This window comes from Clostridium swellfunianum, from assembly GCF_023656515.1.
Lineage (GTDB): Bacteria > Bacillota > Clostridia > Clostridiales > Clostridiaceae > Clostridium_AT > Clostridium_AT swellfunianum.
This window is the reverse complement of sequence record NZ_JAMOFV010000006.1, coordinates 1,010,001-1,032,065: the sequence shown is the minus strand read 5'-3', so window position 1 is coordinate 1,032,065 and position 22,065 is coordinate 1,010,001. Positions and strand designations below refer to the sequence as shown.

23 protein-coding genes, 3 tRNA genes, 2 rRNA genes and 1 pseudogene (1 of these 29 cut by a window edge) are annotated in these 22,065 nt (G+C 34.2%); 13 read left to right on the top strand and 16 right to left on the bottom strand.

Going from position 1 to position 22,065, the window contains the following annotated elements; translation table 11 throughout:
- Positions 1–6: 6 nt before the first annotated feature.
- From NBE98_RS04670 to NBE98_RS04660, 3 genes are all read right to left on the bottom strand, one after another.
- Positions 7–83, bottom strand: a tRNA-Met gene (locus NBE98_RS04670).
- Positions 61–324 carry an MmcQ/YjbR family DNA-binding protein gene (locus tag NBE98_RS04665; RefSeq protein ID WP_250813075.1) on the bottom strand — a complete coding sequence of 88 codons (264 nt, stop codon included), beginning with the start codon at positions 322–324 and terminating at the stop codon, positions 61–63. The genes NBE98_RS04670 and NBE98_RS04665 overlap by 23 nt, the downstream gene beginning before the upstream one ends.
- 326 nt (positions 325–650) lie before the next feature.
- Positions 651–842, bottom strand: coding sequence for a hypothetical protein (locus NBE98_RS04660; RefSeq protein WP_250813074.1), 192 nt, complete (start codon positions 840–842; stop codon positions 651–653).
- Between the two features lie 636 nt (positions 843–1,478).
- Here NBE98_RS04660 and NBE98_RS04655 point away from each other — a divergent pair.
- Positions 1,479–1,679 (top strand): LPXTG cell wall anchor domain-containing protein, encoded by a 201-nt coding sequence (locus tag NBE98_RS04655; RefSeq protein ID WP_250813073.1) that lies wholly within the window; start codon positions 1,479–1,481, stop codon positions 1,677–1,679.
- A gap of 167 nt (positions 1,680–1,846) precedes the next feature.
- On the opposite strand, the gene NBE98_RS04650 is transcribed toward NBE98_RS04655, so the two are convergent.
- Positions 1,847–2,269, bottom strand: a complete 423-nt coding sequence (locus tag NBE98_RS04650) for a hypothetical protein (RefSeq protein WP_250813070.1) — start codon at positions 2,267–2,269, stop codon at positions 1,847–1,849.
- A gap of 273 nt (positions 2,270–2,542) precedes the next feature.
- Here NBE98_RS04650 and NBE98_RS04645 point away from each other — a divergent pair.
- From NBE98_RS04645 to NBE98_RS04600, 10 genes and pseudogenes are all read left to right on the top strand, one after another.
- Positions 2,543–2,644 (top strand): annotated as a pseudogene (locus NBE98_RS04645) (PhnA domain-containing protein); the annotation flags it as partial.
- Between the two features lie 135 nt (positions 2,645–2,779).
- On the top strand, positions 2,780–3,931 hold the full coding sequence (locus NBE98_RS04640; RefSeq protein ID WP_250813068.1) for a DEAD/DEAH box helicase: 1,152 nt from the start codon (positions 2,780–2,782) through the stop codon (positions 3,929–3,931).
- 353 nt (positions 3,932–4,284) lie between these two features.
- A complete protein-coding gene (locus tag NBE98_RS04635; protein ID WP_250813067.1) occupies positions 4,285–5,298 on the top strand; it encodes a LacI family DNA-binding transcriptional regulator in 1,014 nt (337 codons plus the stop codon).
- Between the two features lie 22 nt (positions 5,299–5,320).
- Complete coding sequence (locus NBE98_RS04630) at positions 5,321–6,082, top strand: HAD family hydrolase (RefSeq protein WP_250813066.1); 762 nt, start codon at positions 5,321–5,323, stop codon at positions 6,080–6,082.
- Positions 6,083–6,126: 44 nt separating this feature from the next.
- Positions 6,127–7,944, top strand: coding sequence for an ABC transporter permease (locus tag NBE98_RS04625; protein ID WP_250813065.1), 1,818 nt, complete (start codon positions 6,127–6,129; stop codon positions 7,942–7,944).
- 2 nt (positions 7,945–7,946) lie between these two features.
- Positions 7,947–9,050, top strand: coding sequence for an ABC transporter ATP-binding protein (locus NBE98_RS04620; RefSeq protein ID WP_250813064.1), 1,104 nt, complete (start codon positions 7,947–7,949; stop codon positions 9,048–9,050).
- Positions 9,051–9,076: 26 nt separating this feature from the next.
- The gene (locus NBE98_RS04615) at positions 9,077–9,697 is read left to right on the top strand and encodes a type 2 periplasmic-binding domain-containing protein (protein WP_250813063.1); all 621 of its coding nucleotides are present in this window, start codon (positions 9,077–9,079) and stop codon (positions 9,695–9,697) included.
- The gene (locus NBE98_RS04610; RefSeq protein WP_250813059.1) at positions 9,694–10,290 is read left to right on the top strand and encodes a type 2 periplasmic-binding domain-containing protein; all 597 of its coding nucleotides are present in this window, start codon (positions 9,694–9,696) and stop codon (positions 10,288–10,290) included. Before NBE98_RS04615 ends, NBE98_RS04610 begins: the two co-directional genes overlap by 4 nt.
- Positions 10,291–10,349: 59 nt before the next feature.
- Complete coding sequence (locus tag NBE98_RS04605; protein WP_250813055.1) at positions 10,350–11,015, top strand: HAD family hydrolase; 666 nt, start codon at positions 10,350–10,352, stop codon at positions 11,013–11,015.
- A 38-nt stretch (positions 11,016–11,053) separates the two neighbouring features.
- Positions 11,054–11,980, top strand: coding sequence for a sugar phosphate isomerase/epimerase family protein (locus tag NBE98_RS04600; protein WP_250813053.1), 927 nt, complete (start codon positions 11,054–11,056; stop codon positions 11,978–11,980).
- A gap of 684 nt (positions 11,981–12,664) precedes the next feature.
- On the opposite strand, the gene NBE98_RS04595 is transcribed toward NBE98_RS04600, so the two are convergent.
- The 3 genes from NBE98_RS04595 to NBE98_RS04585 form a co-directional block, all read right to left on the bottom strand.
- On the bottom strand, positions 12,665–13,408 hold the full coding sequence (locus tag NBE98_RS04595) for a peptidylprolyl isomerase (protein WP_250813051.1): 744 nt from the start codon (positions 13,406–13,408) through the stop codon (positions 12,665–12,667).
- Positions 13,409–13,523: 115 nt separating this feature from the next.
- Positions 13,524–15,092, bottom strand: coding sequence for a hypothetical protein (locus NBE98_RS04590; RefSeq protein WP_250813046.1), 1,569 nt, complete (start codon positions 15,090–15,092; stop codon positions 13,524–13,526).
- Positions 15,093–15,116: 24 nt separating this feature from the next.
- Positions 15,117–16,040, bottom strand: a complete 924-nt coding sequence (locus NBE98_RS04585) for an ABC transporter permease (protein ID WP_250813042.1) — start codon at positions 16,038–16,040, stop codon at positions 15,117–15,119.
- Between the two features lie 242 nt (positions 16,041–16,282).
- Between NBE98_RS04585 and NBE98_RS04580 the strand changes: the two genes are divergently transcribed.
- Positions 16,283–16,750: a peroxiredoxin gene (locus tag NBE98_RS04580; protein ID WP_250813040.1), complete on the top strand. Its 468-nt coding sequence runs from the start codon at positions 16,283–16,285 to the stop codon at positions 16,748–16,750.
- Between the two features lie 42 nt (positions 16,751–16,792).
- On the opposite strand, the gene NBE98_RS04575 is transcribed toward NBE98_RS04580, so the two are convergent.
- From NBE98_RS04575 to NBE98_RS04565, 3 genes are read right to left on the bottom strand one after another with little or no spacing between them, the layout of a single operon-like run.
- The gene (locus NBE98_RS04575) at positions 16,793–17,131 is read right to left on the bottom strand and encodes an EamA family transporter (protein WP_250813038.1); all 339 of its coding nucleotides are present in this window, start codon (positions 17,129–17,131) and stop codon (positions 16,793–16,795) included.
- Positions 17,124–17,474, bottom strand: a complete 351-nt coding sequence (locus NBE98_RS04570; protein ID WP_250813033.1) for an EamA family transporter — start codon at positions 17,472–17,474, stop codon at positions 17,124–17,126. Before NBE98_RS04570 ends, NBE98_RS04575 begins: the two co-directional genes overlap by 8 nt.
- A 4-nt stretch (positions 17,475–17,478) precedes the next feature.
- Positions 17,479–18,411: a glycosyltransferase family 2 protein gene (locus NBE98_RS04565; protein WP_250813029.1), complete on the bottom strand. Its 933-nt coding sequence runs from the start codon at positions 18,409–18,411 to the stop codon at positions 17,479–17,481.
- A 156-nt stretch (positions 18,412–18,567) separates the two neighbouring features.
- On the opposite strand from NBE98_RS04565, the gene NBE98_RS04560 reads away from it, so the two are divergent.
- Positions 18,568–20,160 carry a DUF6020 family protein gene (locus NBE98_RS04560; protein ID WP_250813026.1) on the top strand — a complete coding sequence of 531 codons (1,593 nt, stop codon included), beginning with the start codon at positions 18,568–18,570 and terminating at the stop codon, positions 20,158–20,160.
- 144 nt (positions 20,161–20,304) lie between these two features.
- On the opposite strand, the gene NBE98_RS22575 is transcribed toward NBE98_RS04560, so the two are convergent.
- The 6 genes from NBE98_RS22575 to NBE98_RS04535 all read right to left on the bottom strand — a co-directional run.
- Positions 20,305–20,463, bottom strand: a complete 159-nt coding sequence (locus NBE98_RS22575) for a DUF5412 family protein (protein WP_432432661.1) — start codon at positions 20,461–20,463, stop codon at positions 20,305–20,307.
- 141 nt (positions 20,464–20,604) lie between these two features.
- Complete coding sequence (locus NBE98_RS04555; protein WP_250813024.1) at positions 20,605–21,054, bottom strand: IS1595 family transposase; 450 nt, start codon at positions 21,052–21,054, stop codon at positions 20,605–20,607.
- Between the two features lie 97 nt (positions 21,055–21,151).
- Positions 21,152–21,227, bottom strand: a tRNA-Phe gene (locus tag NBE98_RS04550).
- Positions 21,228–21,235: 8 nt separating this feature from the next.
- Positions 21,236–21,352, bottom strand: a 5S ribosomal RNA gene (rrf, locus tag NBE98_RS04545).
- Between the two features lie 4 nt (positions 21,353–21,356).
- Positions 21,357–21,431, bottom strand: a tRNA-Asn gene (locus NBE98_RS04540).
- Positions 21,432–21,481: 50 nt separating this feature from the next.
- Positions 21,482–22,065, bottom strand: a 23S ribosomal RNA gene (locus tag NBE98_RS04535); it runs 2,322 nt beyond the window's last position.

The following is a 22,065-nucleotide window of genomic DNA, read 5'->3' as shown; positions in this document are numbered from 1 at the left end:
GGTTACTGGTAGCGGAAATAGGACTTGAACCTACGACACATCGGGTATGAACCGATTGCTCTAGCCAGCTGAGCTATTCCGCCGTATTACTNAATGGGTTTTGTTCATGTGGTAGCCGGGCTTTATGGAGCTGTATTCTTTTCTTAAATCCTGGGACATGAAAGGATCGCATTTTAGGTTAACTTCAAGAATTGGATTGTTTATATTTGTTAAGGCAAACATTTTTGAGCCAACCTTAAGCACCAAGGTTTCCTCATCAAAGGGAAAGGCTTCGGTTACTCCTTTTTTGCTCAGGCAATAGCTTTTGAATTGCTTTAAATCCATAATATAACCCCCATAAAATTATTCTTTCATATTATTTATTATAACATCATTGGGAAAAGCTAGTATGAATTATTTGGCAATGTTTAATAGTGTTGAAGTAAGCATGTTATTTGTTCTCGTAGAAAACATTGAGCGAACATCAATAAGACTGGACTTCTTTTATGTAATTCTGCGTTAAGAAATTTTTACTGTTTGAGAGAAGCGAGTTTGATAATTTTAGCAGAGTTATATAAAAGAAGTCGTAGTCTTATATGTGCAGCGAAGGCTTTCCTAGAGAACAAATAACATGCATAATTTCAACATTACTATTAAACCTAGCCAATTATTTAAATACTCTCTTGTTTTGAGAAAATAAATTCATAATAATGCCTTATAGCTGCATCTACAATAGTATTCATATAAACATTCACATCTGGGTGCACTGCCTTTATTTCATTGAGCATTCTTGCGGTAGATTCTCTCAGCTTGTAGGTTCTTTTTATATCAAAGCCTTCACCGTCAATTAAAGGAGTAGGCACATTGACAGTGAGTCTAAACCTCCTGTATTAATATTTAAGCTTATTTTATCCATAAATGGCTAAATGTTTATATGGTTAACCATATAAATGGCACCTATAAATTAAATATGCATGTCTTTAAATATTTTTTAGTTATAGGCGGATTTATTTCTGAAGTGCAAGAACACAAACTAAAATATTTTACTAATATTAGTTTGAGATTTTGTATCTCTCTCGATATTTAATTAATATAACTCGTTGTGCTATTCTAAAAACTACGTTAGTTACTAGAAAAAAAACAAAAAAATACCACTAAAGGCAATGAAATTGTCTTTCAAAAAATTATTATAAAACTTAAAAAGTATCTTCAGCCAATTTTTTAGTTACTTCGTATCCTAGAGAATTTAGTATTTTTGTTGAATGTTTAAGAATAGCTTTTTCATTTAGTTTACTAAAATAATTAGATTCAAGTTCCTCGTAAGGCTTTTTATATTTTATGATATTATAAGCTATTATCAGTATAGTGTGAGCAAGTGATATGCATGCTTTATTATGCCCTCTTCGAGCTGAGATTCAATAATATTGAGCGCGAAGATATGTATTTTTGTATGAGTAGAAGAAGCGGTAAAAAAGGTCCAGAAGCAGAGAGTGTTGAAGTTGGAATTGTTAATGGGCAAGCTTATGCTTTTAGTTGCTAATGAAGTTAGTGGTACTGTTGGAATCTTTAGTTTAGATTACAAGATCGAAAATCCTAAAACAGGAGATAATTCAAATATTGGTCTTCAAGTATTTCTTATGTTAGCATCAGCAGGAGCCTTAGTTTTTGGCAGTAAAAAACTTGGCGTTAATAACAAATAAAATATAAAAGCAATGAACCTCTGTTAATTAATAGATAAATTTATAAAATCGAAGGCAATATTAATAATGCCTTCGATTTATTTCGTTATCGTGGTTCTGCTAAAAGTACACCAATAACTTTGCGCCATATTAAGTAATGCTTTTAAAACTTCATCCAAGTTCGTGTTTTAAAAGCATTGGAAACTTCTTATATCTCTTAGGTCCATTCCAAAATATACCCATCTATTTCTTTCCCAGCGGAAACCGGAAATAGATCTTCTTCCTACAAAGGTAAGCCATGCCCAAAAGCCATTTCCTCTCCTCGGCCAAATATATACAAATCTAAAGAGACAAGGTTGAATTGCGCCAGGGTCTATAGCAAAAGTTTCAGCACCAAACTGCTGCGCCTGAGGTTCCTGCGGTGTAAAGCTTGGAGGTGCACTAGGTGGCCCACCCTGAGAACCTTGTGGTCCTTGAGGAAATCCTGGAGGCGGAACCATTTGTCTGTATGGACAATATAAAGGCAAATCATAGGTTTCCAATTCATAGATATTGTTGGAATCATAGGAGGTGCTATCATCATATGGATATCTGAAGTCATCTGTATACATAAAATAAACTCCTTTAAAGTATTACAATATATTTTATGTAATTTGTGGGCTTTTGCTACAAATAGAATTGAGAAAATGAGTGTGAAATCTTTAGGACCTTTGTGCTGAAAAATGGTTCTGTTGTTCCTAAATTTGATAATCAGAAGAGAGTATGGTATTATGTAACTTTGTAAATAAAAAAATATATATTTATTATAAATTTTAAGTTTTCAATTGCTATTCTTGTGGAGTGGTAAATAGTTGATAAGAACGAACGGAGGAAATGAATTAATAGTAAAAAATATACGTTTAGTTGATGGAGATCATAATATTGATTGCAAGATTGATGGATTTGGAGCTATGAGTTTAAAATCTGAATTCGTTAAAAAGATATAAATATGTTTTTATGCTTTGACTTTTCTAATTTAAACCCCTTAAATAGTTAACCTATTTAAGGGGGTTTTAACTTCTTAATATAAGAGTTTTGATTAATTAAAATTATAAATTTAAAAATCCTTAGGAGGATGAAAAATGTTATTTGAAAATTTAGATATAAATAAAGCGATTTTGAAGTCCATAAAAGAAATGGGATATGCTAAACCAACTCCAATACAGGAAAAAGCTATTCCTTATATATTAGAGGGTAAGGACTTGATAGGTTGTGCCCAGACCGGTACAGGAAAAACTGCAGCTTTTGCTGTTCCTATATTACAAAACATTGTTAGTGGGAAAAAGTTAGAAAAAGGACCTAGAACTATTAGGGCATTAATATTAGCTCCTACTAGAGAATTAGCTATACAGATAGGAGACAGCTTTACTAGCTATGGGAAATACTTAGCTGTTAAAAACCTGGTTATCTTTGGTGGAGTGTCACAACATCCTCAAACAAAGGCACTAAAGTCAGGGGTAGATATACTGATTGCTACTCCAGGAAGATTACTTGATCTAATTGACCAAAGATTTATTGATTTAAAAAATGTAGAATGCTTTGTGCTTGATGAAGCCGATCGTATGCTGGATATGGGTATGATTAATGATGTGAAAAAGATTATAGTAAAGCTTCCTAAGGTTAGGCAAAATATGTTATTCTCAGCAACTATGCCAAAGGAAATTTTAAACCTTACAAATTCTATTTTGAGAAATCCTGTAAAGGTGGAAGTTACACCTGTTTCATCTACCGTAGATACAATTACACAAGGTTTATATTTTGTTAATAGAAAAAGCAAAAAACAATTACTTATAAATTTACTTAAAGATAAAGCTCTATCCTCTGTTTTAGTTTTTTCAAGAACAAAACATGGAGCAAATATAATTACAAAAGAGTTAAATAAAGCCCGCATAGATGCTCAAGCTATCCATGGTAATAAATCACAAAGTGCAAGACAACTAGCCTTAAATAGTTTTAAGGAAGGTAAAATTAGAGTTTTAGTTGCAACTGATATAGCTGCAAGAGGTATTGATGTAGATGAGCTTCCCTATGTAATTAATTTTGACTTGCCTGAAGTTCCTGAAACCTATGTTCATAGAATTGGACGTACTGGAAGAGCAGGGCAAAAGGGGACAGCACTTTCCTTCTGTGATGTGGAAGAAAAGGATTATCTTAAGGGCATTGAGAAACTTATAGGTAAGAAAATAACCTTAATAGAAGATTATACCTCTAAAGATATTGTTGCCCGTTTATAAAGCACTAAGACACAGGGTTTAGCACCGAAGTTTAGGTACTGGTGCTTTTGAGAGCTCAGGTAGGTTTGATTTGCAAAATCTATCTGAGCTCCCTTAGCAAGTGAGGACTTTGCAAATCCAGTGATGAATTGATGTCTTCTTATCTTAGGATAGGAAGATTTTTTATTGAAAACATAAATCCTTTCAGGCTGTAAATTATTTAAGTTTTAGGTTATATCAAGGGAATACTGAGAGATTTATATTCATATTATTTACTAAGATGCTTATTACGGTATATATACTTTTGCTTTTGCTACTTACACGGTTAAGTAGCAAAAAATTAAGTAACTTAAGCGATTAAGTGAGGTGATGACTTGAAAATAACAATTAAGCACATAGGAGAAATGGCAGGAGTTTCTGCAGCTGCTGTATCTAAAGCGCTTAATGGCCACAGTGATATCAGCGAGGAGACAAAAACAAGAATTCTTGAAATATGCAAGCAGGTAGGATATACCCGAAATGAGATAGCAAGGAATTTGGCAAAGGGCAAGAGTAATATGATAGGACTGCTTATTCCGGATATCTCATCACCTATATACTCTGAAGTATTTAAAGGATTAGATATACAGGCTCGGGAACATGGTTATTGTTTATTTTTATGTGATACCAACAGAGATATTGAGCTGGAAAAGAAGTATGTTAGAACACTTATGGAAAAGAGAGTCAGTGGTATTATAGTTGCACCTGTATCAAACAGCGTAGACCACATTGAGGAAATTACAAGAAACAGCATACCTATTGTTTATATTGGTGGAAAAGTAAACGACAATATGGGCAACTACGTAACAGTAGATAATTTCTATGGTTCAAAAACTGCAGTAGACTACCTTATAAAGCTGGGGCATAGAGAAATCTATATGGTTTGCGACAGGGATAACACAAAGACTATGGCCGATAGGATAAAGGGCTATGAAACAGTTATGCAGGAGAATAACTGTAATCCTGTTGTTTACGTTGATGGAGCTGGAAGAAAGTGGCGTGAAAGTGGATATTTTCAGACAAAACACATACTTTCCTTGGGCAAAATTCCATCAGCTATCTTTTGCAGCAGTGACATGGTAGCAATAGGGGTTATGGAAGCAGTGCTGGAAAAGGGACTTAGGGTGCCTGAAGACATCTCTATTGTTGGTTATGATGATGCAGCTTTTGCATCTCTACCTACTATTAACCTGACAACAATAGCGCAGCCTAAATTTGAAATGGGAAAGAAAACGTTTAATTTACTGTATAAAATTATAAAAAGCCATAATTCGGATTATAAAAATAGGGAAATTGTTAAGCCGGAGCTTGTAATAAGAGGGACATGCATACAGCTTAAAGGAAATTAATTATAAAGAAGCAGGTGATTTTATGAAGATTGATACTATTTTATTTGATATGGGCGGCACGCTAGAGGATGTAACTTATAACAGGGACGTTAGACTAGAGGGAACAAGGCATATTCTAAACTGCCTTAAGGATAAAAATATTTGTATTGACGAAGAACCTGAGGCATTTTTAGACATTCTGCAAAAGAGAAATTCAGAATATAAGACTTGGTGCGAAAAGTCCCTTATAGAGTCTTCTCCACTTGAAATTTGGTATAAGTGGCATTTAAAGGACTTTAATATTGAAGAAGGAAAGCTGGCAGACATTTGTGAAGAACTAGCATATATTTGGGAAACAAAATTTTATAAAAGAAGCCTTAGGGAAGATGTTCCTTCCGTATTGGATGAGCTTAAAAGAAAAGGTTATAAGCTTGGAATTATAAGCAATACTTCAAGCCATACACAGGTATTTAGAACCTTGAAAGGCTACGGAATAGACAATTATTTTGAGTGTGTGTATCTGTCAAGTATCGAAGGCATGAGGAAGCCTAGAGTAGATATATTTTATAGAGCAGTTGAAAAACTAAATTCAAAGCCGGAAAAAGCTGCTTATGTAGGAGATACCATTTCGAGGGATGTAATCGGTTCTAAAAATGCCGGCTACGCTGCTGCAATACAAATAGCTTCTTTTCTTACTGGAACTGCTGATTCAAAGGTGGGAGAACAGACTTATAAACCTGACTATGTAATAAGCAATATGGCGGAGATTTTAGACATATTAGATAGAATCAATTGCGATGAGTAGCTTCTTTTGGGAATAAATTTTATTGTTTTTGGGGGGTGCATATAGTGACAGAAGTGAAAGCGCATAAGATAAATAAATACAAAAATATAGTGAAAAATGCTGTAACCAATCCTTATTATGTTATCAGTATTGTTTCTATAATCTTGCTTACCTATCTAATACTAGTACCGCTATGGGAAATGATCAGCACTACAGTGAAGTGGCAGCCGCAGGATGCAAAGACAGTGAAAGGGGCTGTGGCTGGAGCCTTAACACTGAACTACTGGAAAACTACCTTAGGCAGCATGATTAGCAAAAACTTATTTTATAAGCCTTTGTTAAATTCAATTATTATTGCTTCTTTAGTATCTATATTTTCCATTATTTTAGGGGGAACCTTAGCTTGGCTTTTAACACGAACTGACTTGCCCTGCAAGAAGGTTCTTGCATTCTTGACTGTAGTTCCTTATATGCTGCCTTCCTGGTCAAAGGCTATGGCATGGACAGTTGTATTTAAAAATAACAGGATAGGGGGATATCCAGGGTTCTTTCAATCGGTTTTTAAGGTTAGCCCACCAGATTGGTTTTCCTATGGTCCTGTACCTATTATTATAACATTGACTCTTCATTACTATGTTTTTACTTATTTACTAATGTCTTCAGCACTTCATTCAATCGGCGGTGATTTAGAGGAAATGGCCGAAATCACTGGAGCCAGCAGGTTTACAATACTAAGAAAAATTACTTTTCCTATTGTGCTGCCTGCGATAATGTCTTCTTTTATACTGACTTTTTCCAAGGCTATAGGAGCCTTTGGAGTTCCGGCATTCCTTGGACTTAAGGTGAACTATTACACTCTATCCACAATGATTTACTCCAGCATAAGAAATAGAAATACAGTTAGAGCCTATGTTCTTGGCATCGTGCTAATACTGGTTGCATGCTTAACGGTATACCTAAATCAAAGAGCAATTGGTAGAAGGAAGAGCTATACAACTATAGGAGGCAAAGGCACGAGAAAGAATTTGGTACCACTAAGAAAATGGAAGCTTCCAATTTTAATAACCTTATTCGCATTTATCTTTGTTGCTGTAATTCTTCCGCTTGCGGTAATGGTGGTGCAGAGCTTTATGCTTAAAGATGGTGTTTACAGCCTTAAGAATTTTACTACCCATTTCTGGATAGGTAGTCCTACACCCGGTATTGCAGATGGGGAGGCGGGGGTATTTAAAAATAAACTGCTGTGGTCCTCCATACTAAATACATTGAAGCTCGTACTGGTTGTATCTGTTACAGCAACACTAATAGGGCTTATTTTAGGATATATAGTTTCAAGGGGAAGAAAAAAGTTGTCTGGCAGAATAATAGATCAATTATCCTTTACCCCATATATAATTCCTTCAATTGCTTTTGGTGCAATATATCTGTCAATGTTTTCAAAGCCTAAGCTGTTTTTGCCCACTCTATACGGAACCTTTGGCATATTAGTCTTAATTAGTGTGGTTAAATATCTGCCTTTCTCAGTAAGGTCCGGTACAAGTAATATGCTGCAAATAGGCTATGAATTAGAAGAAGCGGCTATTATAGAGGGGAGCTCATGGATTAAAAGATTTAGAAAAATAATGCTGCCTTTATCTAAAAAAGGACTGCTCAGTGGTTTTCTTCTTATATTCATAAGCGCAATGAAGGAGCTTGATTTGCTTGTGCTGCTGGTTACACCTAAAACTGGAACCCTTACAACACTCACATACTCCTATGCAGAGTCAGGATTCCAGCAATTTTCTAACGTTATCATGACTTTGATAGTGTTCATAATAATAGTTGTATACTACATTTCTTTAAAAATTGGAGATGCAGATATTACGTCGGGTATAGGGGGATAAGAATGAGCAGTATAGTACTAAAAGGGATAAACAAATATTATGACAAAGTACATGTTTTAAAAAATTTAAGCCTTACCATAGACGAAGGAGATTTTATGACCCTTCTAGGGCCGTCGGGATGCGGAAAGACAACAACCTTAAGAGTTATCGCAGGCCTTGAAAATCCTCAGAGCGGCACTATAACTATGGATGGCAGTATTGTGACAAATGCAGAGGAAAGCTATTTTGCACCTTCCTCTAAAAGAGGGCTGAACCTTGTGTTTCAAAGCTATGCCCTTTGGCCTCATATGACGGTTTTTGAAAATGTTGCTTTTGGCCTGAATGTTAAAAAGGTGCCAAAGGAGGAGGTAAAGGAAAGAGTTACAAATGCTCTTGTAAGGATGAAAATAGATGATTATGCTGAGCGCTATCCTTCAGAGCTATCAGGGGGACAGCAGCAAAGAGTTGCAATTGCCAGGGCAATAGTTTCTGAGCCTAAGATTCTTCTTTTGGATGAGCCCCTTTCAAATTTGGACGCCAAGCTAAGAATTGAGATGAGGGCAGAACTTAAAAGGCTTCACAGGGATTTAAAAACAACTATAGTTTATGTAACTCATGATCAGGTCGAGGCACTTACCATGTCAACAAAAATAGCCATATTTTTCGAGGGTGAATTAGTTCAGGTGGATACGCCGAAAAATATATACAACAATCCTGTGAGTATGAAGGTGGCTGATTTTATAGGCAATCCAAAGATTAACTTTATAGAAGGCGCCTGCAGCTCTGGAAAGGGAAAGCTGCTAGTAAAAAGCGCTTTGGGTGAGGTAATCTTTGAGGAGCCTGAAAATAAGACTTATGATAAGGAGATTATACTTGCATTAAGACCTGAGGACATTTGCATTCATAGGGAAGAAGCAGAACAAACCGTTGAGGGCAGAATTTATTCCGTACTGCCTGCAGGCTCTGAAACATTAATACAGCTGATGGTTAACGGAGCATTCATTATGGCTAAAATGATTGGACAAATTGAGTATGATTCTGACGAGAGAGTCTGGATTTCTTTTGCTAAGGAAAAAATAAATGTATTTGAGAAAGGCACAGGAAGGGATATTTTCAGACTGAATTAAAAATTAATTATTTTGGGGGGTATTCAATGAAAAAATTAAATAAAATCTTGTCAGGCATTTTGGTTTCAATAATGGCTTTGACACTTGCAGCATGCGGGAAAAATTCAAATGTAAAAGAGCCTTCAAATCAGGCTTCAAGCCAAACTACAGCTCCAACTGAAACTAAGGGCAGCTCCTGGCTTAAAAAAGCAGCTCTTGATGCTGAAGACAGTACAGATAAGCTTTATGAAGAGGCGAAGAAAGAGGGGAAAGTTGTTGTTTACTCCATGTCCAGTAGAATAAAGGATATTAAGGCTAGCTTTGAAAAGAAGTATCCAGGCGTAGAACTTGAAGGCTACGACATGAGAATGGCAGAAATATTTGAAAAGGTTCAAAGGGAAAATGAAGCGGGAATATATAATGCGGATTTAGTTTTTGTAAAGGACTCTGACGGAGCAGTGTATAATGAGTTTATGAAAACTGGTATCCTCCACAACTATATTCCAAAGGACATAGGGGACAAAATAAAACAAAAGGCTTTCAAGGACCCGCAATTCTCAGCTTTCTTTGAAATGAAGCAAATATTTTATAACAATGAAGTTAATAAAACTAGCCCTATAGACAGCTGGTGGGATCTTACAAGGCGAGAGTATAAGGAAGAGTTATGATAGCAAATCCTGCATCAACTGCAGAAAATATGGGATTGTTTTTAGCTATGATACAAAATGCAAATGAGATGGCAGCAGCCTACAAGGAAGAGTTTGGAGAGGATATAAAATTAGACGGCACTGAAAATGCAGGCTATGAGTTTATAAAAAGACTTGTTGCAAACGACTTAATTCTTACTACCTCTGACGGCGACATCATAAAGGCCATAGGAGCAAAAGGCCAGACAAATCCACCTGTGGGAATAGCAACTTCAAGTAAAATTAGAGAGAGGAAAAATGGTCTTTATATTGATGTAGTTAAAAATCTAAAGCCTAGAGATGGTGTTATGGCTCCAGCTATGACTCTTATAGTAGATCGGGCACCTCATGTGAATGCTGCTAAACTTCTTATTAGATTTATGGCAGCGGAAGCAGACGGAAAGGGAGAAGGCTTTGATCCTTTCAAAGTTGAAGGTTCTTGGCCTACAAGATCTGATATGACTCCAGTTGGTTCTCAAACACTAGATTCATTGAAACTATGGAATCTTGACCTTGATTTTGACTACAATAACAAAACTAAGCTTAATAATTTCTGGTTGTCTATTCAAAAATAATTATTGAAAAGGGGCAGGCGGAGCACCGGCTGCCCCTTTTTTATAGGAGGAATATATATATGATAAAGGCAATATCCTTTGACGGTAACGGAGTTTTGTATTATAGAAGCAAGGATGTTTCAGATTCTGTGCTGGAATATATAAAGACTAATTATAAAAGCAATTTGGAAGTGGATGAAAACAGGAAGAAATTCAGAGAACTTTTAGAAAGGTCCTTCAGTCATGAATTCAGCAAATTAGAAATGCTTGAAAGATACCTTGACTATGCAGGCATAACTGATTTAAATCATCGCAAGGACATTATTGACAAGGAAATGGAGTTCAGCAGAACTGTAGAGCTATACCCTACTGAGAGCGAAACTATACTTGAGCTTAATAAAAGAGGCTACAAGCTGGGGATGATAACAAATACTTATCAATCAGCAGCAGAAAAGGCAGACTGGTTTTTAAGACTTGGCCTGGGCTGTGTGGTTGAGGAGGTTGTATCTTCTATAGAAATAGGCATAGCTAAGCCTAATGTTGGAATTTATCAGGAATTCCTTAGAAGAGTAGGATATGAACCTAGGGAAGTAGCCTATGTGGCTCATGACGAAGAGGAGTTAATTGGGGCCCATAACGCTGGAATGGTGACCATATCCTTTAATTATGAGGGGAATTTTAAAGCTGATTACCACCTTGAGGTTTTTAAGGATATTTTGGATATACCTGAGTTGTATAAATTTTAGTGACCGCTTGTTAATCTTTTCGGGCAAGGAGGGTTTTTATGAGACACCAGTTTTCACTTTCAACCTCCTGGAATATATCCAGGTATGAAAACATAGAAGACTTTTTAAGAGAGCTTGAGGACATGGATTTTGATAAAATTGAAGTAAATTATGAGGTTTCTCAAAGGTTTGTTGATGATATTGCACCCTATGTGGAAAGAGGTAGAGTAAAGGTAACAAGTGTGCATAACATATGCCCAACTCCCAAAGGCTATAAAAATCTGGATTCTACTCTTGCACTTTCTCATACTAACGAGGAAACAAGAAAACTTGCTGTGAGCCTTTCGAAAAACACACTGGATATTGCCCATAGGTTTAATGCAAAGGCAGTAGTTCTCCACACTGGAGAAGTAGGTGGTATTTTTCAATTAAATGATGCCCTGAGAGATATGCTCAGCAAGGGAGAAGCGAGGACAGTTAGATTTAGTGAAATAAGGAATAAGATAATTCAGGAAAGAAAAGAAAGAAGTTTGCCTTATATCATGGCTGCAGAAAAGAGCATTTGCGAACTATCTGATTATATATGTGAAAAGGGCTATGACGTGAAGCTGGGATTAGAAAACAGAGACAGGTACCACCAAATACCTGTCAGGGAGGAATATGATCTGTGGTTTGATAAGTTAAAACAGTATCCAATTGGCTTGTGGTATGATATAGGTCATGGGGAGGTTCACAATAATATTCTTTCAGAAAGCTGTATTCCTTTGCTTGAAAAATACAAGGAAAGGCTTCTAGGATTTCATATACATGATACGGATGGAATTAACGACCACTATGCTCCAGGAATGAAAAAGACAAGATTTGAGCTTCTTAAAGACTATTTAAACTTGGAGGTTATTAAAGTGCTTGAGCTTAAGCCTTTTGTTTCCAAACAGGATGTGTGCAATGGGGTAGAATTTTTAAAGAAAAAGCTAAGTAATCCATAAGAGGAGCTTTGTTTTTATTGATATCTTCTTATCTTAGGGTAAGAAGATTTTTTATTGCTTAAAAAACTAAAATAAATTGAAAAGAGAGGGATAAGTAATGAATACTACGCACCAAGCCAGCAGCAGAGGACCTATCCCTTCTCCACTGCAAGCTTTTCACTCTTCTTAAGACTTTTAAAAACCAAGTCATAGGATAAATCAATTAAAAATAGCAATTTATCTTCTGGTACAGTTCCATCAACGGTTACGGTGTTCCAATGTNTTTAAGCTCATCGCTTACTTATTTTTAGAAGTTTTTCAACTTCAAAAGAATTGCTGGTCATTTACCTTTATATTCTCTGTTTAATTTTCAAAGACCAATTCATACTGTTGTATAACAAATCTTCAGTACATCAATTATTATATAACACATTTAGACATTTGTCAACAACTTTTTTAACTTTTTTTTGTTTGTTTGAAGCATCTTCGCTTCAAACAACAGATATTAATATATCAGGTGTTACAAAAACTCACAATAAGATTATTAGCAAAAATCAAGACTTATATTCATTTATCTTTAAAATTCTATATATTTCTCAATAATAATTATAATGACACTCTTGGTACTGTTTAACATGGTTCACTATAAAATATAAGAGGATACCCTTTGGCATCCCCCTATAATTTTATACTAACATCACTAGATTACTTTAAAACAACATCATACTTGCTCTTTAATCCCTCAGTAAACTGCATATATTTAAAGCTTTCTCTCTCATTTAATATTTCTCTTTGTATCGTTGGATAAACTTCTTCTAAAGGTTTTACTGTACCTTCATTTTTTTCCTCTACCTTTATTAAATGGTATCCAAATTGTGTTTGGACTGGTTCACTTAACTCTCCAACTTCTAACTCAAAAGCTGCCTGCTCAAATTCTGGAACCATTCTACCTCTAGTAAAACTTCCAAGACTTCCGCCTTGTTCCTTCGATGGACATGATGAATATTGAAGTGCGGCCATTTCAAAGTTCATTCCGTCATCAATCTTCTTTTTAATTTCTTGAGCTTCGTCTAAAGAGTCTACTAGTATATGTCTAGCAGTAACGCTTTCCTCACTGTTAAAGTACTGTTGATTTGCTTCATAATAATCTTTTACTTCATCATCAGTTACTTTTACATCAGCAAGTATATTGTTAATAGCAGTTTGAGTTAATATTTCTTTCTTAGCAGCTTCCACCTGTGAAATATATGCTGGATCTTTTTCTATTCCATTATCTTTAGCATAACTATAAATAAGTTCAAAGGATATTATCTGGTTTAAAAGTTGTTTCTTCCCTTCTTCACCCATAAAGTATCCTTGTCTTTCCCTTGGAAATCTTGAAATAGCATTTTCTAAATCTCTCTGAGTTATTTCTCTACCCTCAACTGTAGCTAATACTTTGTTATCCATCATTAGTCTCCTTTTAGGTTATTTATTAAAGTCTACTTATTTATAATAACATAGTGTAATGTTAATTCCAAAGCAAAAGCATTAATACTTATAAATTAATATACCCTAAGATAGTTTATTTAATAAATGGTACAAATAAAAATAAAGTATACCATGAATCAATTATAAACATTGTGGAAAAACTAACTGCTATTGTATTCTTATGTAGATCAGAAGAATACTTTTTATAGCAGTAAATACAACATAAAATACTTATTATCAATATTGCCCCTAGTCCTATAGCAGGAGTCAAATAGCTTGGCAAATAATATCTAAATTTTTTGAATACAATAGTATAGATAAAGTGAATTTTGAAAACTAACGCAATTGAATAAGCACAAATAAATAGAATTTTTCTTTTAGTATCATCAAATCTATGCTCTATTAAGGACAATATAGATACAGTACAGAAAGATGGAATAATCCAAAGTGCGCCAAAAACTACTAAGTATACAAACGTAAACAATATCCCTTGGACTGTGTCTACAAAAGCCAAAGAATATTCATAACTTCTATTAGTGTTATTAGCTTTCTTAAAATCATCTCTGTATGAAGACATATATAAATTGCTATGATCAATTCCAATAACATCACAAAAAACTGCAGTATCCCCATATACCGAAGGAAATCCAGATAGTGCTCTTGTTCTTGAAATAGGAGTGCTATTTGCAATTACGCTATCCCTGGCTTCTAATTCCAATACATCTTTATATAATTGCTTTTTTCCTAAGGCCCTATATCCACCTGCTAAAAATTTTATTCCTTTTTCATTAGGGTCATTATCAGTAAATGAAGTAGCATTAAAAATAGATATTACCCTATCTTTATTTGCAGTTTCCCTTACATAATGCTTTCCTCCATCAAGATCAAACACTAACATTTTTGAACCACCAAAGTCACTCTGAAATTTATATTCTGCAAGTATGTATCCTTTATTATCCTCTACTGCTATAGCTGCATTATAATAAGAAACACGAGTAGTACCACCTAACATACCAATTTCTTTAGGCTTAGTTACTACTCCATTTTTAACTAAAAAGTAACAAAAATTATTTTCATTGTTTAAATATGCAACCACATAATTATCTCCTGTCTTAGTGCCACAAATCATACTATTTAATGGTGCTTCAAACTCAGAACTTTTTCCACTTCTATAATCTACTAGCCTAATCGTGTTTTTAAATCCTATAACCAGAAGATCATTTCCCACTTGTTTTAAGTCTTCAACATCTTTTATTTTACTTCTATCTATAACATCAAATTTCTTATTTAGAATCAAACTATATATACTTTTCATTTCTTTATCACTTGTAATCCAACTTACATTAAGCTTTTCACCATCAGTTACAACATGAATACTTCTAGCTATGTCTCCTTCAACTTTAAAGCTCTTCTCAATTATTTTTTTCCCTAAATTATCAACAGCCATTATATATATAGTTTCTCCATCGGTATAAGCTACCACATATTTTTCATTATATTTTATAAGCTGAGGATAGTCTACTATATTTCCTGAAGCAAGCAACACTTCCTTTGACCATTTATTTGATGGTGGCTCTCTTCTTAATTTGAGATTTTCACTGTACTGCATGAAAGTTATACTTGCAAAAACTATAATAAATAAACTTATTAAAAATTTTCTCAATTACATCACCCCTTATACACTAGATTAGTTTAACTTAGGATCTAAAGCATCTGCTAATGCATCGCCAACAATATTGAAGCAAATCAAAGTTAAACTTATTATTGTGTATGGGATATATACTTGATAAGGATATACGATAAGTGCTGCTCCAAGATCTTTGCCTACAGTTCCCCAGGTCATAGCGCTACCAGCATCAATAAGCATAGCAAACGTAAGCATCATTTCTGTCGATATTACACTAGGAATCTCCAATGTAATAGTTACTATTGTTATGCCGATAATATTAGATACAAGATGCTTTGATATAATCCTTGAAGAACTAGCTCCAAGTGCTTCTGCAGCTAATATATACTCTTGACGCTTAATCTGCATAATCTGACCTCGAATGATTCTTGTTACCCCACACCAACCTGTTATACTCATCGCTGCAATTATATTCAGTAACCCTGATCCAAGTATTATACTCATTAAGATTATCATCATCATGTTTGGTATACTCATAACAATCTCTACTATTCTCATGATTACTTCATCAACCAAACCACCGAAGTACCCACATATACTCCCATAAATAACTCCTATCCCTATATTTATAAAAGCTACTGTAAAACCAATAAAAAGAGAGCCTCTAGCCCCCATCCACATCCTTGCAAATATATCTCTTCCCTTGCCATCAGTACCAAACCAATGCTCTCTTGATGGCGCTGCATTTCTTAATACACTCTTATAAACTTCCTGATTAAACTTATATTTTGTCAAATGCGGACCAATAATAGTCATAAGGATTATTAATAGAATAAACAGCAAACATATTATTGCTCCCTTATTTTCCAAGAATCGTTTCCGTGCTTTTTGCCAATAGGTAATACTGTATCTTTCTAAAGAATCAAAATTCTGATTCTCCTCACACCCAGTAACAATAAATTTTTCTCTTGTTAATTCCCCCATAGAATATTGCCCCCCTAAGAATATTTATCAATTGCTAAATATTATTTTTTATCACTTTACTATAAATCTTTTACTATGTATAATAGTGCACATAATAATATTATATATCTTTGTTACCATTTATCAAACAATTATGGCTATCTTTTTATTATAAGGATATAATTATATAAAACGTATATTATACACTAAGCACAATTACTAGAACTAATAACTTAGTGCTGTTATCTAAAAGGAGGAATAACATGACTTTAGCAGAGCTTAAAGAAGGAGTAAAAGCTCCAGATTTTAAACTAATTGGCTCAGATGATAAAGAACATAGTCTAATTGACTATTTAGGAAAGCAGGTTGTACTATTCTTTTATCCAAAGGATAATACCCCTGGATGAACAAATGAAGCTGTAAGCTTTAGAGATAGTTTATCTCAAATTGAAGATTTAAACGCTGTTGTAATTGGAATAAGTAGAGATTCAATTACTTCACATAAGAAGTTTATTGATAAGCATCAACTGCCTTTTATACTGTTATCAGATTCAGAAGAGTTAGTATGTAATCTTTATGGTGTACTAAAAGAAAAAAATATGTATGGTAAAAAATCCATAGGAATAGAAAGAAGTACTTTTGTTATAGATGAGAATGGATTAGTGAAAAAGACTTTTAGAAAAGTCAAAGTAGATGGACATATAGGGGAAGTTATAAATGCCTTAAAATAGACTGTACAGAAAAAACCTGCAGATTTGTGCAGGTTTTTTCTACTAAGAATATAATCCTAAAATAATAGCGCCAATCAAAATCATGGCAATTCCAAATAGTTTTTTAATGGTTATTTTTTCTTTTAATATGAAGTAAGATATTATTATTGTCCACACATAAGTAATTGAGGTTAGGGGCAAGACAATCGTGTATTTTAACTCTTTGAGAACAACTATATTAAGTACTGCTCCAATAACATACAGAATTCCACCTATATACAGATATGGACTTAATACTGTTTTTATTATGTTTGTTGAACTCGTAGCTGCCTTTTTAAAGAAAAGCCCTCCAAAGGCGCCTGCAAGAGTAAAAATCAAACATAGTAATATATACCTATACATCTCCGCCTCCTATAAGAACAACACCGCACATTATTATAATTATTGCTAAGTACTGAATACTAGTAATATGTTCTTTTAATACAAAATTTCCTAAAAATATTGCAAAGATATAGCCAAAACTTAGCATGGGATGAAGAACAGAAAGACTTCCAAATCTAAAGGCTATTATCATCAATACTGCCCCAATTCCATAACATAAAAAACCCAATATAAGCCACTTTAAATTTGAACCATTAGATATCTTCCATAACATTTGACCAATTGATGTTAATAGAGCCGCTGCTATTATTATTAAAATTCCTTTTAAGTTTTTCTTAATGGAGGATATTATATCTACTTTCATAAACTTACCTCTTATTTAAGTTTGATCTTATATTGTTCAACATCAATTCATACATTTGTCTATGCTGCTTTACTATAGTATCCAAAATTACTCCACATGTGAAAGACATAGTGGATAGAACTATTAAACCAACTGCAAGTATAGCAGATGGCACTTTTGTTATAAATCTAGTTTTTATAAATTCAATAATAACAGGTAAGCCAACTATAAGTCCTAGGCCTAAGAATATTGCAGTCAAAACACCAAAAAACATCAATGGCTTATAATCTTTATATAACATAAATATAGTCTTCATAACTTTAATACCATCACTCACAGTATTAAGCTTTGAAACACTTCCCTCTGGTCTATCTCTATAATCAATTGGTATCTCTTTAATTAAGAACTTTTTATCTAATGCATGTATGCTCATTTCCGTTTCAATTTCAAATCCTGGACTTAGTACAGGCATTCCTTTAACAAACTCTCTATCAAAAGCCCTATATCCAGTCATTATATCTCTCAAGTTGCTCTTGAATAGTTTGTTTATTAAATTTCTTACCATATCATTACCTAAATTATGAAAAGCCCTTTTATTCTCGCTTCTATATGTTCCATTGGATAATCTATCTCCTATAACCATATTAGCCTCCCCCTTGGCTATAGGTTCAATAAGTCTGTGTACAAACTCTGATGGATATGTATCATCTCCATCTATCATTATGTAACAATCTGCATCTATATCCCTAAACATAGAGCGAACTACATGTCCTTTACCCTGCCTGTATTCTTTTTTTACTATTGCACCACGCTCTCTTGCGATTTCTGAAGTTTTGTCCTTTGAATTGTTATCATATACATAAATATCAGCTTCAGGAAGTTCCCTTCTAAAATCATCAATAACCTTTCCAATTGTTAATTCTTCATTATAACAAGGGATCAATACTGCTATCTTCAATTATGATTCTCCTTTCTACTTCTCTTCTGAATTACAGTGTAAACTTTTTAAAGTTGTAACATATGTTGACAATTTATTTTATTTTCACAATAATTATTACATAAGTTAATATAATTAACAACTACAAAAATTAAATATACCAAAGGAGATTTAATAATGATAAAAAACTTATTAAAGCAACGGCTTAATAAAAGTAATCACTCTTTAACATTTTTATTGCTGCTACTATTTTCTCTAGTGCTACCGGGAAGTCTCTTGATTATTCCTGAATCAAAATCAAAGCAAGGTTCTTTTCTAACAAATTCCTTATTTGTCTATGCAATAGAAGTGATTGTCATATTACTTTTTTTGTTTTTGCTGTTTAAATTTCTAGAAAGTATATATATAAGCACAAATAAGCCTAGTATAAACAAGCTATATATCTTCTACTATGCTCTTCCTTCAATAGCAGTAGGATTTTATTATTTAATAGCACTATATCCTGGGATTATGACCAACGACTCTTTTAATCAATGGATGCAGGTTCATACACATTCACTTTATGATTGGCATCCAGTACCTCATACAATATTTATTTATTTTGTTACTAAACTATGGGATTCACCAGCTGCAATTGCAATAGCTCATATGACATTACAGAGTTTAGTTCTAGGATACATTCTTTATATCTTTAATAAATTAGGCGTAAATAAAAAACTGCTATATTTAATAGCAATTCTAGGTTCACTCTATCCATCAAATGCTGTAATGAGTATAGCAATATGGAAAGACATACCATATAATGCTTCCTTATCGCTATTAACCATATTTATACTTAATATACTAATTACAAAAGGTAAATGGCTGGATAATCATTTAAATAATGTCGCATTTATATGTTGTTCAGTTATAGTTGTACTTTTTAGACATAATGGTTTATTGAGTTTTATTGGCACTATGTTTCTAGGGTTGTTACTTTTAAGATACAAACGTAAAACTATTGGATTAATATTAGTTTCTGTCCTGTCAGTTTATATCCTTGTTAAAGGTCCTATTTATTCTTACTTAAACGTAAAACCTGGAACTTCAAATGAAGCCTTTGGTATCCCAACCCAACAAATTGCTGCTGTTGTAAAAAACAACGGATATCTAACTCCCCAACAGAAGGAAAAAATAAATTATATAATGCCCCTAGATGTTATGGCTGAAACATATCACCCATATTCAGTGGATCTGATTAAATTTCATGACGAATTTGACAGGAATGCAATTGTAAATGATAAAGTTGGCTTTTTAAAATTATGGTTTGATATTTGCATACAAAACCCAGCAATAGTTACTAAAGCTTTTCTCGATCAGACCTCACTAGTATGGCAAATTAAAGAACCATTAGGAAGAGGCTATACATTTACTGCAAATAGGGAAGTTGTTCGAAATGATTATAACATTAAAAATAAAATTATTAGTGAACCGATAACAAGTTCGGTATATAAAATATTAGACTTTACAGAGAAAAAAGAGAATATATGGCTATTTTGGCGGCCAGCTCTTCTATTATTCATAATACTTTTTGCTGGGCTCCTTTGTATACGTAAAAATGATATAACTTTTTTATTATTAGTTTCACCAGTACTACTTAACAACCTTAGTATTTTAGCCGCTATACCTGCGCAAGACTATAGATATCTTCATGCAAATAACCTTATATCTATAATCATAGTACTAGCATCATTTATTAAGCTCAATAGTAATATCTCAAAAGAATTTTAATGCATAACTCTAACTGCTGGTATTATAAGATACTAGCAGTTTTTTATTTTGGCTTTGTTTAAGAATAGTGTTGATAATATACTATTTTTTAGGGAATTTTTTTACAAGTTCCCTAAAAAATACAGGTTGAGCTTCATTACATTATTATTTACTTCTTCTAAAGTCAAAAGTGTCCTTTAGTACATCCAACTTATGACTATTGATAATAACAGTGTTATCATCTACCCATTTAATATTTGCAGTATTTTCATGGTAATTCCAGTATATGTTTTTAGGCTTTTTATTCTTTGTATTAAAGATCAATTTATTTAATTATATATGAAACAAATACATAATTACAAATATTTGTATTGAATTATATATAGATTGGCTTTCTTTGCCTAAAATCTTTCAATTTTGTATCTGAATGAGAGGTGTGTGATTGAACTAATAAATTTTTGCTCTTTATAGTATCATTTTCTGTGTTAAAGATTTCAAGCCATTAAAACAATACATATAGTTAGCAAGATATTTAGTTGCAACACCATTAAACCTATCAATCCACTTCTTGAGTTTGCTATGGAAAGCATTAATATGATGTATGTGATATACATCTTTTTTATGGTTAGCACGCTTAATTTGCTGAAGTTCTACACCTAAATTTTGTGCAAACTGAATATAACTCTTGTGTGACTCGGTACAAAGGATGGCTTCATCCTCAATTCTACCAGTAAAGAGCCTTTCTAAATCTGTATGCTTCATTCTTCCTTTGCATATAAGTTCAGCAATAAGGTTCCCCGCTCTGTCCATAGCACATAAAACGCAAACCTGCTCATTTGAGATACCTCTTTTTCTCTTTTCAGCCTTACTACTTAAACTACCTTTAGCGCCTCTTTTATGGGATTTACGAGGCATAGTAAAGTTCGTACTTTTCTTATGGTTACCTTAACAAAGCCTTTATTTTAATTTATTAAACAAAAATAAGAGTTCGTACATTACGAACTCTTATTTTTGGTGGCTAGACCAGGAATCGAACCAGGGACACGAGGATTTTCAGTCCTCTGCTCTACCGACTGAGCTATCTAGCCATATGTAGACCTGGCAACGTCCTACTCTTCCACTCAGTCTCCCGAGCAGTACCATCGGCGCTGAGAAGCTTAACCATCGTGTTCGGTATGGGAACGGGTGTAACCTTCTCGCCATCATCACCAGATAAATGGCTCCGTGGAGAGGACTCGAACCTCCAACCCTTCGGTTAACAGCCGAATGCTCCGCCATTGAGCTACCACGGAATATGTAGAAAGAATTTTGTTCTTTCAAAATTGCACAGATTAAAATATATTTGGTCAAGCCCTCGACCTATTAGTATCAGTCAGCTAAATATGTTACCACACTTACACCTCTGACCTATCAACCTTGTGTTCTTCAAGGGGTCTTACTAGCTTACGCTATGAGAAGTCTTATCTTGAGGTGGGCTTCACGCTTAGATGCTTTCAGCGTTTATCCCGTCCTAACATAGCTACCCAGCCGTGCCACTGGCGTGACAACTGGTGCACCAGAGGTTAGTCCATCCCGGTCCTCTCGTACTAAGGACAGCTCCTCTCAAACTTCTTGCGCCCGCGACGGATAGGGACCGAACTGTCTCACGACGTTCTGAACCCAGCTCGCGTGCCGCTTTAATGGGCGAACAGCCCAACCCTTGGGACCTACTTCAGCCCCAGGATGCGACGAGCCGACATCGAGGTGCCAAACCTCCCCGTCGATGTGGACTCTTGGGGGAGATCAGCCTGTTATCCCCGAGGTAGCTTTTATCCGTTGAGCGATGGCCCTCCCACGAGGAACCACCGGATCACTAAGTCCTACTTTCGTACCTGCTCCACTTGTAAGTGTCGCAGTCAGGCTCCCTTCTGCCTTTACACTCTTCGA

What these genes read in the sequence shown, in the direction of transcription:
- NBE98_RS04555 (WP_250813024.1), bottom strand. Translation starts at nt 21,054, where the DNA reads ATGCCTCGTAAATCCCATAAAAGAGGCGCTAAAGGTAGTTTAAGTAGT.
- NBE98_RS04570 (WP_250813033.1), bottom strand. Translation starts at nt 17,474, where the DNA reads ATGAAAGTAGATATAATATCCTCCATTAAGAAAAACTTAAAAGGAATT.
- NBE98_RS04595 (WP_250813051.1), bottom strand. Translation starts at nt 13,408, where the DNA reads ATGGATAACAAAGTATTAGCTACAGTTGAGGGTAGAGAAATAACTCAG.
- NBE98_RS04605 (WP_250813055.1), top strand. Translation starts at nt 10,350, where the DNA reads ATGATAAAGGCAATATCCTTTGACGGTAACGGAGTTTTGTATTATAGA.
- NBE98_RS04650 (WP_250813070.1), bottom strand. Translation starts at nt 2,269, where the DNA reads ATGTATACAGATGACTTCAGATATCCATATGATGATAGCACCTCCTAT.
- NBE98_RS04600 (WP_250813053.1), top strand. Translation starts at nt 11,054, where the DNA reads ATGAGACACCAGTTTTCACTTTCAACCTCCTGGAATATATCCAGGTAT.
- NBE98_RS04640 (WP_250813068.1), top strand. Translation starts at nt 2,780, where the DNA reads ATGTTATTTGAAAATTTAGATATAAATAAAGCGATTTTGAAGTCCATA.
- NBE98_RS04585 (WP_250813042.1), bottom strand. Translation starts at nt 16,040, where the DNA reads ATGGGGGAATTAACAAGAGAAAAATTTATTGTTACTGGGTGTGAGGAG.
- NBE98_RS04630 (WP_250813066.1), top strand. Translation starts at nt 5,321, where the DNA reads ATGAAGATTGATACTATTTTATTTGATATGGGCGGCACGCTAGAGGAT.
- NBE98_RS04610 (WP_250813059.1), top strand. Translation starts at nt 9,694, where the DNA reads ATGATAGCAAATCCTGCATCAACTGCAGAAAATATGGGATTGTTTTTA.
- NBE98_RS04620 (WP_250813064.1), top strand. Translation starts at nt 7,947, where the DNA reads ATGAGCAGTATAGTACTAAAAGGGATAAACAAATATTATGACAAAGTA.
- NBE98_RS04560 (WP_250813026.1), top strand. Translation starts at nt 18,568, where the DNA reads ATGATAAAAAACTTATTAAAGCAACGGCTTAATAAAAGTAATCACTCT.
- NBE98_RS04575 (WP_250813038.1), bottom strand. Translation starts at nt 17,131, where the DNA reads ATGTATAGGTATATATTACTATGTTTGATTTTTACTCTTGCAGGCGCC.
- NBE98_RS04615 (WP_250813063.1), top strand. Translation starts at nt 9,077, where the DNA reads ATGAAAAAATTAAATAAAATCTTGTCAGGCATTTTGGTTTCAATAATG.